The following is a 12,640-nucleotide window of genomic DNA, read 5'->3' as shown; positions in this document are numbered from 1 at the left end:
GAGGGGTTACTTCATCTCGGGCAGGTGCGCATCGCTCTTCACGTCGTTCTGGGCGACGGCAGCTGCCGGCAAGACCACTTTGACTTTGCTGAACAGAATGCCTTCGCTGGCCAGCACGCGGTACATCGAGTATTCCTCGGTGTAGCGCAGGGTGGCGTAGTTGCGGGCGGCGTTGTACAGCTCGTTTTCGCTGTCGAGCAAGTCGAGCAGGGTACGTTGGCCAAGGCCGAATTGATCCTGATAGGCCGCGCGCACACGGGTGGTGGTTTCGGCGTATTCGCGAGCGTACGGCGTTTGGACCCGGGCGTTGTTCATCGCGTTCCAGGCCAGCGACATGTTTTCGTTGATCTGGCGCAGGGCGTTGTTGCGGATGTCCATGGCCTGATTGATCTTGTGCGCGTTGGACTGCAGGCGAGCCTTGTCGCTACCCCCGTGGTAGAGGTTGTAGTTCAGGGTCACGCCGGCGCGCCAATCGTTGTTGCGGCCTTCCTCGCCCGACAGGTTGTTGTTCGCGCCCACGGCGGCTTCGGCCGCCACGGTCGGGTAGAACGCCGACTTGGCCTCGTCGTATTGCTTCTCGGCAGACTGCACGTCGGCCTGGGCCGACTTCAGGTACGGGTTGTTTTCCAGCATGACCTGCTTGGCGGTCTGCAGGTCGGTGGGCATTTCGCCCTTGATCGAGGCCAAGGGCTCCAGCTCGTCGGGCATACGCCCAGTGGCGCTGAAGAAGTTGGCTTCGGCGTCGTTGAGGTCGACCTGGGCGGTGTAGAAGTTGTTTTCGGCCAAGGCGCGACGAGCGCGCGACTGATCGACGTCGGCGGTGCTGCCGACCCCGCGCTGGCTGCGCAGGCCGATCTGGTCATTGACCCGCAGGTGCGCCTGCAGGTTGTTCTTGGCCAGGTCCAGCAGCTCGCGGCGCTTGAGCACTTCGAGGTAGACCTCCACGGCACGCAGGGCCAGGTCCTGGGCGGTGCCTTGTACGTAGTACGCGCGCGAGTTGACGATAGAGGTGGTGCGGCCCACCTCGTTGGTGGTGGCCGAACCGTCGAACAGCATCTGCCGCAGGCGCAGCTCGGACTGGGTGTAGTTCAGGGTCTCGGTGTGGTTGTTGCCCAGCGAGCGGGTGGTCGGGTTGTCGGATTTTTCCCGACCGTAGCCGGCCACCAGGTCGACGCTCGGCAGATAGCCGCCGCGCGCGGCCTTGGCGTCTTCGTCTGCCGAAAGACGGTTGTTGATGCTCGATTGCAGTTCCGGATGGTTATCTACAGTGGACTGGATCGCTTGAGCCAAGGACATGGCGTTGGCGTTCGCGCAGGCCATCGACATCAGCATCGCGCCGCACAGCGGGGTCAAAACGCGCATTGGGTACTTCTCCCTGAATGTTCTCTTCAATGTTGGTCAAGCTTCCGCCAATTTTATGGCGATAATTTATTGTAAAAATTGTGACAATGGCTAAACAATGAGTTTGGCCACAAGTTCCATCCGGTTTTAGATTCTTTTCGAATAACACTTATGCCAAAAAAAACTTATGCGGTGCCTGGTTTTCAGCACATTGTTTTCATCGTAACCCGCGTGGTGTGTAGCTATACCATGGTTTATCGGGTTTTGGAAAAGTTCAATTTCTGAGCAGCGAAGGACGGAGTAGTCGCTTGAGGGGACGGTAAACGGGGGCGTGGCCCGAGTCCAGCCTGGCTGTGACAAGAAAATGGCACCTCTGAAAAGAAACTTCCGTTTGCCAATGTGCTGGTTGGGATAGTGTCAGGATATGTCTGATTTAGCTTGGATATTTCCGACTGTTGTCATTTCAGCTACCAAGCTGGATCAAGGATACGTGCGAAGGATCGCGCGTCTGCATGGGCTGTGCGCGACGTACAGCCCCGGTAGACGAGTCGCCGCTGGAAGCCTGTAGAACCTGGAGTGTGCTGCCGTTGTTCGTTCGCCCGTGGTCTGTCACGAACCACAGACCAACGACCGAGGAGACGGCAAGATGGCCCAATTGATTGGCGTAGTGAGCAAGGTAGTCGGGAACGTAATTGCCATTGCTGCGGACGGAACGCGCAGAACGCTTGTCGATGGGGATCGGCTGTATGCCGGCGATGTGCTGGAAACCGGAGATAGCGGGGCGGTTGCCGTGCACCTGCAAAACGGCCAGGACATGCTTCTGGGCCGAGACAGCACGGTGCATATGTCTGCCGATACCTTGGCCACCAACACCGTGCCCCACGTCGAGGTGGCGTCCGCACTAAGTGCGCCGAGCGCCTCGCCGCTGGTCGATGTGGACCGTATTCAGGCGGCCATCGCCGCCGGCCAGGACCCGACCGTCGATGCCGACCCCACCGCCGCCGGTACCACGCCGGCTGCAGCCACCGGCACCAGCGCCGGCGGGGGCCACAGTTTCGTCCTGCTCGACGCCGTGGGCGGCGCCGTGGCCCCCACAGTAGGCTTCGATACCGCCGGCGTGACCGGCACCGTGGCCACCGCCGCGCTGTTCGTCAACCCGCTTACCGCCACCACCAATGCCGTGGCCGTGGTCGACAACCCGGTCAGCGTACCCACCAGCGCCGCCGGTACGGTCAGCGAAGCCAACCTGGCCGATGGCTCCAATCCGCTGGACAGCGCCCTGTCGCGCAGCGGCAGCTTCACCATTTCCGCGCCCGACGGCCTGACCAACCTGTCGATCGCCGGCGTCGCGGTGCTGACCAACGGCGTGCTGACCGGCCTCAATACGCCCATCACCACGGCCCTGGGCAACCTGATCACGATCACCGGGCTGAACTCCGCCAACGGCGCCATCAGCTACACCTACACCCTGCAGAGCAACGAGACTCACCCCACCGGCAATGGCGCCAACAACCTGGTGGAAAGCGTCCCGGTGGTCGCCGGCGACAGCAACGGCTCCACCGGCACCGGCGCGATCACGGTCAACATCACCGACGACCTGCCCACGGCGGTCAACGACGTCAACACCGACGGCGTCGACGAAAACTCCCTGACCGCCTTCGGCAGCGTGCTGGACAACGATATCCAGGGCGCCGACGTGGTCGCCAATGGCCCGGTCACTCCGGGCACCTTTACCGGCATCTACGGCACCCTGGTGCTGGCCGCCGATGGCACCTACACCTACACGGTCAACCCCAACGCCCCGGCGTTCATCGCCCTGGGCAATGGCGGCAGCGGCAACGACACCTTCAACTACATCCTCACCGACTCCGACGGCGACAGCAGCCGCGCGACGCTTACGGTGCAGGTCAACAACGCCGACAGCATCACCATCAGCAACTCCAGCGTGACGGTCAACGAAGCGAACCTGCCGCTGGGTTCCAATCCCAGCGCAGCGGCCCTCACGCAAAGCTCGTCGTTCACCGTGGCGGCCACCGCCGGGCTGTCGGACCTGTCGATCAACGGCACCGACATCGTCAGCGGCGGCGCCATCGTCGGCGTCAACCAGCCGATCACCACGGCGCTGGGCGACACCCTGACCGTCACCGGGGTCAACCTGAGCACCGGGGTGGTCAGCTACTCGTTCAAGCTCAACGGCGCAGAAACCCATGCCAGCGGCGGCGGGGCCAACAACCTGGCGCTGGGCCTGTCGGTGGTGGCCATCGATAACAACGGCACGGCAGTGAGCAACTCGATCACCGTCAACCTCACCGATGACGTGCCGCGCGCCGTCGCCGACAGCAACAGCACTGCCGCCACGGCGGCCAGCCCGACCCTGACCGGCAACGTGCTGACCAACGACACCCAGGGCGCCGACCGCATTGCCTCTACGGGCACCAGCACCGGGCCGATCACCGCCGGCACCTTCACCGGGACCTACGGCACCCTGGCCTTGAACGCCAACGGCAGCTACACCTACACGCTCACCCCCAGCGACCCGGACTTTATTACTCTGGGAGCAGGCGGGCGGGGCACCGAGTCCTTCACCTACACACTCAGAGACGCCGACGGCGATACCAGCACCGCCACCCTGACCTTGAACGTGGCCAACGGCACCTCCACCTCGAGCATCAGCATCACCCCGGTGGGCAACCCGCTGACGGTGAACGAGGCCAACCTGGCGCTGGGCTCGGCGCCCAACAGCGCCGCGTTGACCCAGAACGGCACCTTCAACGTCGCCGCCAGCGCCGGCCTCAACAGCCTGTCGATCAACGGCGTGGCGGTGCTCACCAACGGTGTGCTGGTGGCGGTCAACCAGCCGATCACCACGGCGCTGGGCAATACCCTGACGGTCACTGGGCTCAATGCCACCACCGGCGTGGTCTCCTACTCCTACACCCTGGCCCGCAGCGAGACCCATGCCAGCGGCAACGGTACCAACAGCCTGCCGGAAACCATCAGCGTCACGGCCACCGACAAGGCCAATGTCTCGGCCACCGGGTCGATCTCGGTGAACATCACCGACGATGTGCCACGGGCGGTCAACGACACCGCCACCGCCGACGCCTCGCACCAGACGGTGACCGGCAGCGTGCTGAGCAACGACGTGCAAGGTGCCGACCGCATGTCCGGCGGGCCGATCACCCCGGCCACGCTGACCGGCACCTACGGCAATCTGGTGCTCAACAGCAGCGGCAACTACATCTACACGCTCAACACCAACGACCCCGACTACGTCGCCCTGGGCAGCCGCACCGGCAGCGAAACCTTCACCTACACCCTCAACGACGCCGACGGCGACACCAGCCAGGCGACCCTGACCATCAACGTCGCCGGCGCCCCCGGCTCGGTGGTGATCAGCGGCATCGGCTCGAGCTCCGGCGACGTCACCGTCAACGAGGCCAACCTGACGCTGGGCTCCTCGCCCAACGCCGCCGCGCTGACTCAGACCGACACCTTTGTAGTCACTGCCAGCAACGGCTTCGCCAGCCTGTCCGTCGCTGGCGTGGCGATCATGACCAATGGCGTGCTGGTCGGGCTCAACCAGCCGATCAACACTGCCTTGGGGGTGTTGACGGTCACCGGGCTGGACGCCACCAACGGCCTGGTCACCTACACCTATCGCCTGGCCAGCAACACCGCCAGCGCGCAAGTGGCCGGGGCCAACACGGCCAGCGAGAACATCAGCGTGGTGGCCACCGACAGCAGCGGCACTACGGCTACCGCGACCATCGTCGCCCACGTCACCGATGACGTGCCCACGGCGGTCAACGACAGCAACGGCACTGCGGCCGACGCCACGCACCAGACCCTGACCGGCAACGTGCTGACCAACGACACCCAGGGTGCCGACCGCATCGCTTCCACCGGCACCACCACCGGGCCGGTCACCGCCGCCAACTTGAACGGCACCTACGGCACCTTGCAGCTCAATGCCAACGGCAGCTACACCTACCTCCTCAACACCAGCGACCCCGACTACGTGGCGCTCGGCGGGCGTGCCGGCAGCGAGACCTTTACCTACACCCTGCGCGACTCCGACGGCGACACCAGCACCGCCAACCTGGTGCTGAACATCGCCGGCACCGGTGGCAGCATCACCATCAGCGGCATCGGCAGCAATGACGTCGCGGTCAACGAGGCCAACTTGGCGCTGGGCTCGGCGCCCAACGCGGCGGCCCTGACCCAGAGCCACACCTTTACCGTGAATGCCTCGGCCGGGCTCAACAGCCTGTCGGTGGGCGGCGTGGCTGTGCTCACCAATGGCGTGCTGGTGGCGCTCAACCAGCCGATTACCACCAGCCTTGGCAACGTCATCACGGTCACCGGGCTCGATGCCACCAGTGGCCTGGTGACCTACAGCTATCGCCTAGCCGCCGCCAACAACGTCGCCGGGACCGGCGCCAACGTGGTCAGTGAAAACGTGCAGGTGGTGGCCACCGACCGCGGCGGCCTGTCGACCACCGGCAACATCGTCGCCAACGTCACCGACGACGTGCCACGGGCGGTCAACGACACCGGCGCGAGCAACCTCGATGCCACCCACACCACCCTGACCGGCAACGTGCTCAGCAACGACATCCAGGGCGCCGACCGCATCGCCTCGACGGGGACCAGCACCGGCCCGATCACCGCCACCACCCTCAACGGCGTCTATGGCAGCCTGGTGCTCAACAGCAGCGGCGACTACACCTACACCCTCAACACCAACGACCCGGACTACATCGCCTTGGGCAGCCGCTCGGGCACCGAGACCTTCACCTACACGCTTAACGACAAGGACGGCGACACCAGCACCGCGACCCTGACCCTGACGGTGGCCGGGCGCGCCGGCAGCATCAGCCTTCCCGGCATCGGCAGCAGCGACGTCACGGTCAACGAGGCCAACCTGGCGCTGGGCTCGGCGCCCAATGCCGCCGCGCTGACCCAGACCCACACCTTCACCGTGAGCGCCACCGCCGGGCTCTCCAGCCTGTCGATCGGCGGCGTGACCATTCTCAACAACGGGGTGCTGGTCGCGCTCAACCAGCCAATCACCACCTCGCTGGGCAACACCATCACCGTCACCGGGCTGGACGCCACCACGGGCCTGGTCACCTACAACTATCAGCTCACCGGCAACGTCGCCAACGTGGTGGCCGCCGGGGCCAACACCGTCAGTGAAAGCATTGCCGTGCGGGCCACCGACAGCCTCGGCAACACCAGCAGCGGCAGCCTGGTGGCCAACGTCGTCGACGACGTGCCACGGGCGGTCAACGACACCGGCGCCAGCAACCTCGACGCCACTCATGTGACCCTCACTGGCAACGTGCTGAGCAACGACGTGCAGGGCGCCGACCGCATCGCTTCCACCAGCACCACGACCGGCCCGATCAACGCCGTCAGCTTGAACGGCACCTACGGCAGCTTGGTGCTCAACGCCAACGGCAGCTACACCTACAGCCTCAACACCAGTGACCCCGACTACGTGGCCCTGGGCAACCGCACCGGCAGCGAAACCTTCACCTACACCCTGCGCGACTCCGATGGCGACACCAGCACCGCGACCCTGACCCTGAATGTCACCGGCAGCGGTGCCAGCCTGCCCATTACCGGCATCGGCAGCAGCGCGGGCGACGTCACCATCACCGAAGCCAACCTGGCGCTCGGCTCGGCGCCCAACAGCGCCGCGCTGACCCAGGGCGGCAGCTTCACCGTGACCACCACTGCCGGCCTGCTCAACCTGTCGATCGCCGGGGTCACGGTGCTGAGCAACGGCAACCTGGTCAACTACGGCGCGCCGATCACCACCGCCTCGGGCAACACCCTGCGCATCACCGGCCTGAACGCCTCGAACGGTGTGGTCACCTACACCTACACGCTCAACGGCAACGAGGCGCATCCAGCCGGCAACGGCGCCAACGTGCTGACCGAGAACCTCGCGGTGGTTGCCAGCGACCGCGCCGGCGCCACCGGCAGCAGCAGTATCGTGGTGAAGGTCACCGACGACGTGCCGACGGCGGTCAACGACAGCAACAGCACCACGGCCGATGCCAGCCACCAGACCCTGACCGGCAACCTGTTGACCAACGACGTGCAGGGCGCCGACCGCATTGCCATCAGCGGCAACAACGGCCCGATCACCGCCGGGACCTTCAGCGGCACCTACGGCACCCTGACGATCAGCGCCAGTGGCGCCTACAGCTACGTCCTCAATACCAGCGATGCCGACTTCATCGCGCTGGGCGCCAATGGCCGCGGCACCGAAACCTTCCGTTACACCCTCAACGACTCCGACGGCGACACCAGCACGGCCAACCTGGTGATCAACGTCGGCGGCCCGGCCAGCACCATCACCATCGGCGGCATCGGCAACGGTGCAGGCGATGTTTCGCTTAACGAGGCCAACCTGGCGCTGGGCTCGTCGCCCAATTCGACCGCGCTGACCAAGAGCGGCTCGTTCACCGTCAACACCAGTGCCGGGCTGTCCAACCTGTCGATCGCCGGGGTCACCGTGTTGAGCAACGGCAACCTGGTCAACTATGGCGCGCCGATCACCACTGCCTCGGGCAACACCCTGCGCATCACTGGCCTGAACGCTTCCAACGGCGTGGTCACCTACACCTACACCCTGGTGGCCAACGAGGCGCACCCGACCGGCAACGGCGCCAACGTGCTGACCGAAAACCTCGCGGTCAACGCCACCGACCGCGCCGGTGCCACGGCCAGCGGCACCATCGTGGTCAAGGTCACCGACGACGTGCCCACCGCCGTCAATGACAGCAACAGCACCACGGCCGACGCCAGTCACCTGACCCTCACCGGCAACGTGCTGAGCAACGACACCCAGGGTGCCGACCGCATCAGCAGCGGGCCGATCACCAGCGGCAGCTTCAACGGCAGCTATGGCACGCTGCTGCTCAACGCCAACGGCACCTACACCTACACGCTCAACACCGGGTCGGCCGCCTACCGGGCGCTGACCAACGGCGCCCACGGCACCGAGACGTTCACCTATACCCTCAAGGACTCGGACGGTGACACCAGCACCGCCGTGCTGAGCATCGACGTTGGCGGCGCATCCACCAGCACCATCGTCATCGGCGGCATTGGCAGCAACGATGTTACCGTCAACGAGGCCAACCTGGCCCTGGGTTCGGCGCCCAACGCGGCCGCCTTGACCCAGAGTCATTCCTTTACGGTCAATGCCAGCGCCGGCCTCAGCAGCTTGTCGGTGGGCGGGGTGGCGATCCTGACCAATGGCGTGCTGGTGGCCCTGAACCAGCCGATCACCACGTCCCTGGGCAACACCATCACCGTCACCGGCCTGGACGCCACCGCCGGCACCGTGACCTACAGCTACAAGCTGACCGGCAACACCGCCAACGCCGCCGTCGCCGGCGCCAACACGGTGACCGAGAACATCGCCGTGTCCGCCACCGACAGCACCGGCAAGTCGGTGGTCGGTAGCATCGTCGCCAACGTCATCGACGACGTGCCCCGGGCGGTCAACGACAGCAACACCACCGCTGCCGATGAAAGCCACCTGACCCTGACCGGCAACGTATTGAGCAACGACGTGCAGGGCGCCGACCGCATCAGCGCCGGGCCGATCAGCGCCGGCACTTTCACCGGCACCTACGGCACCCTGGTGCTGCGCGCCGACGGCAGCTACACCTACACCCTCAACAGCAATGGCAGTGCCTTCAAGTCGCTGCTGGGCGGCACTTCCGCAGCCGAGAGTTTCGTCTACACGCTCAATGACTCGGACGGCGACACCAGCACCGCCACCCTGAACCTGAACATCAACAACCTCAACGACCCGGTCACTATCGGCGGCCTGGGCGGCAACAGCGCCCAGGTGACCGTGTTCGAGGCCAACCTGGCCAACGGCAGCAGCCCGGACAGCGCCGGCCTGACCCGTACCGGGACCTTCACGGTAACCGCACCGGACGGCCTCTCGGCGCTGACGATCAACGGCACTGCGTTGGTCAGCAACGGCACCCTGGTCGGCACGTTGCCGGCGATCACCGGCGCGCTGGGCAACACCCTGACCATCACCGGCTACAACGCCACCACCGGCGTGGTCAGCTACAGCTACCACCTCAACAGCAACGAACTGCAGGCGGCGGGTGCCAGCGCGATCAACGAGCTGTTCACGGTGACTGCCGCCGACCGCGACGGCAGCACTGCCAGCAGCACGCTGAGCGTCAACATCATCAATGACGCGCCGATTGCCGTGAACGACGTGGCCGGGGCACTGGTCAGCGCCACCAGCCAGACGGTCAGCGGCAACGTGCTGAGCAACGACGTGCTGGGCGCCGACCGCGTTGCCGGCGGGCCGGTGGTGTCGGGCAATTTCACCGGTACCTACGGCAACCTGGTGCTCAACCCCGACGGCACCTACACCTACACCCTCAACACCAACGACGCCGACTTCAAGGCCCTGGCCAGCGGCCAGTTCGCCACCGACAACTTCACCTACACCCTGCGCGACGCCGATGGCGACACCAGCGCCGCGCGGCTGCAGGTGCAGATTTCCGGTGGCGCAGCGCCGGTGGTGACGGTGTTCCGCACCCTGGTGGTGGCTGACGACAGCGGCACTGCCAGCGGTACGGCGGTCACCCAGGCCAGTAACAGCAGCGATTTCACCGCCAGCACCTTGCAGACCATCGCCTTCACCGGCGCCGGCACGAACCTTGGCGAATCCCTGCGCACCCTGGAGCGCGCCGACTTCACCGCGCTGTCCGGCGGCATGGCGGCGGCTCTGCTGGTGACCGGCTACCTGGCGGCAACCACGGCGGCCGGGCAGGTCGACCAGGAGTCGTTCAGCGTCAGCCTCAAGCAGGGCGAAACCCTCACCCTGGACCCGTCCAACAGTGCCCAGCTGGGGCTGCAGCTGGTGCTGGCCGATGGCTCGACCCAGACCTTGAGCGCCGATCATGCCTTCACCGCGACCCAGGACGGCACCTACACACTGCATGTGACCAATGCCAGCACGGCGGGCACCGCCGAGGATTACAGCCTGGGGGTGACCATCGGCGCGACCACGGCGATCTACTCCTCCGATACCGCCACCGGCACGGCCACCGATGCCCATTACGCGGTGGCCGCCGATACCACCACGGCGGCGACCCTCACCGCAGCGAGTACCGGTGACCATGTGCTGGCAGGCTCGGACGGCAATGACGTGCTCACCGCCGGTGCCGGCAACGATTCACTGTTCGGTGGCAAAGGCGACGATCTGCTGATCGCCGGCAGCGGCAACGACCTGCTCAACGGTGGTGACGGCAACGACACGGTCAGCTATCAGAACGCCACGGCCGGAGTGCATGTCAGCCTTGCCATTGCCGGGCAGCAGAACGTGATGGACGGCAAGTACGACACCCTGGTTTCGATCGAGAACCTGATCGGCTCGTCACACGACGACGTACTGATCGGCAACGACAAAGGCAACGTGCTCAATGGCGGGCTGGGCAATGACACCCTGATCGGTGGCAGCGGCAATGACACGCTGATCGGCGGCATGGGCAACAATACCCTGACGGGGGGCGGCGGCAGCGACACCTTCCTCTGGCAACAGGGCAACACTGGCCACGACACCGTCACCGACTTCAAGCCGGGCAGCAACACCCTGGACCTGTCGCAGCTGCTGCAGGGTCACAGCGATGCCAACTCGCTGGACGACTACCTGCACTTTCAGGTGACCGGCACCGGCGACAACCTGATGACTACCATCCAGGTCAGCTCCAGCGCAGCTGCCACGCCGACCCAGACCATCGACCTGCAAGGGGTCAATCTGGCGCATCAATACGGTGTGGCGGCGGGGGCGAGCGGGGCGGTGGCGAGCAACGACGCGGCGACCATCATCAACGGCATGCTGACCGATCATTCGCTCAAGGTGGACACGGTGTAAGCCCAAAAAGCTCGGCGGGCGCCGGCTCCTACGCCACCTGTGGTGCACCACGGACTGTTGTAGGAGCCGGCGCAGCTGGCGAGGGCCTCACCTCGGTGGCGTGGTGGATCATCTGTAGATATCGTGGCTCATGGCCAATCAAGCCTGGCATTCGGGGTCGCTTCGCTCGCCAGCTTCGCCGGCTTCTACGCCACCTGTGGTGCACCACGGACTGTTGTAGGAGCCGGCGCAGCTGGCGAGGGCATCACCTCGGTGGCCTGGTGGATCATCTGTAGATATCGTGGCTCATGGCCAATCAAGCCTGGCATTCGGGGTTGCTTCGCTCGCCAGCTGTGGTGCACCACGGACTGTTGTAGGAGCCGGCGCAGCTGGCGACGGCCTCACCTCGGTGGCCGGGTGCTGCGAGCCCTGAGGCGCAAGGCACGACCGGTTAAATGGGCCATTTCGAACAAGGAATTGGCTTGTTCGGATAGAGGGCAGAGCCCCCGATCTGCTGCTGGCGGTGCAATCAGTGGTGACGAGGCTTGAGCAGTGCAGGCTTTTCGTCGGGTGCGTTGCACAGCAGGTACAGCGCAGTCAGCGCTTCGGGAATCTGCACGATCATGTCGTCCATCAGGTTGGCGTCCGCTGCGATGTCGGAGAACTCCGGCTGCTCGTCGAACAGCCCCGAGCCGACCATGATCGGCAGCAGCATCTCGCTGACTTCGTCCTCGGCGGTCTCGAACCAGGCGGCTTCGCGCAGGAACACCCCCTCCATGAAGCCGATGCACCAGCCGCGCAGCTCGGAGTCATCGGGCTCTTCGCCCAGGTCCAGTTCGCAGGGCAGCTCGAACTCCTCGTCGCTGGCCAGCTGCCGGGCAATGTGCGCCTTGAGCTGGATCAGCGTGGCTTCGACGTCCTGACGCTGGGCGTCGTCGGTGTAATGCGGCTCCTCGGCAAACAACGCGTCGATCCATTCACGTTCCGGCACCTCCTCGGCGCAGATCGACAGGGCGGTCAGGTAACCGTGGGCGGCGACGTAGTCCAGCGCCTCGTCATGCAGCTCGTCGGCGTCGAGGAAGGCTTGCAGGCGGGTCAGTTGCTCGGCGAAGGACATGAAGGGCATACCTTGAAGGAATAAACGATTGTGAATTCTAGGCCCTGTTAGGCCCTCGGCGCCACCCGCCAGGCAAAAGAGACCCGTAAAAACGCGGCTTTCAGGCCGATTGGCCGGTGGTGCCCTGTTCTGTGGGGCGCTCGGGTATAATGCGCGACCTTGCCCGGGGACCCGACCTGGCGCCCCATGCAACCTGCGCTTACCTATTTTCAGGTGAAGTGCGGCGGTTTTTCATCCAGCCTCGGCTGTGCACGGCTCTTGCTCGTGAG

The 12,640-nt window shown here is 65.2% G+C and carries 3 protein-coding genes; 1 reads left to right on the top strand and 2 read right to left on the bottom strand.

Features of this window, described 5'->3' with window-relative positions; genetic code table 11:
- Window positions 1–6 precede the first annotated feature (6 nt).
- Window positions 7–1,362, bottom strand: a complete 1,356-nt coding sequence (locus tag SFA35_RS20265) for a TolC family outer membrane protein (protein WP_320572298.1) — start codon at window positions 1,360–1,362, stop codon at window positions 7–9.
- 625 nt (window positions 1,363–1,987) lie between these two features.
- On the opposite strand from SFA35_RS20265, the gene SFA35_RS20260 reads away from it, so the two are divergent.
- On the top strand, window positions 1,988–11,275 hold the full coding sequence (locus SFA35_RS20260) for a retention module-containing protein (RefSeq protein ID WP_320572297.1): 9,288 nt from the start codon (window positions 1,988–1,990) through the stop codon (window positions 11,273–11,275).
- A gap of 508 nt (window positions 11,276–11,783) precedes the next feature.
- Here the strand turns inward: SFA35_RS20260 and SFA35_RS20255 are convergent.
- Window positions 11,784–12,371, bottom strand: a complete 588-nt coding sequence (locus tag SFA35_RS20255) for a YecA family protein (protein WP_320572296.1) — start codon at window positions 12,369–12,371, stop codon at window positions 11,784–11,786.
- Window positions 12,372–12,640 lie beyond the last annotated feature (269 nt).

It is taken from the genome of Pseudomonas sp. HR96, assembly GCF_034059295.1.
Taxonomy (GTDB): domain Bacteria; phylum Pseudomonadota; class Gammaproteobacteria; order Pseudomonadales; family Pseudomonadaceae; genus Aquipseudomonas.
The sequence above is the reverse complement of the archived record's forward strand: the minus strand, read 5'-3'. Positions and strand labels throughout refer to the sequence as shown.

Excerpts from the sequence above, each read along its gene's own strand:
- SFA35_RS20260 (WP_320572297.1), top strand. The coding sequence starts at position 1,988 with ATGGCCCAATTGATTGGCGTAGTGAGCAAGGTAGTCGGGAACGTAATT.
- SFA35_RS20265 (WP_320572298.1), bottom strand. The coding sequence starts at position 1,362 with ATGCGCGTTTTGACCCCGCTGTGCGGCGCGATGCTGATGTCGATGGCC.
- SFA35_RS20255 (WP_320572296.1), bottom strand. The coding sequence starts at position 12,371 with ATGTCCTTCGCCGAGCAACTGACCCGCCTGCAAGCCTTCCTCGACGCC.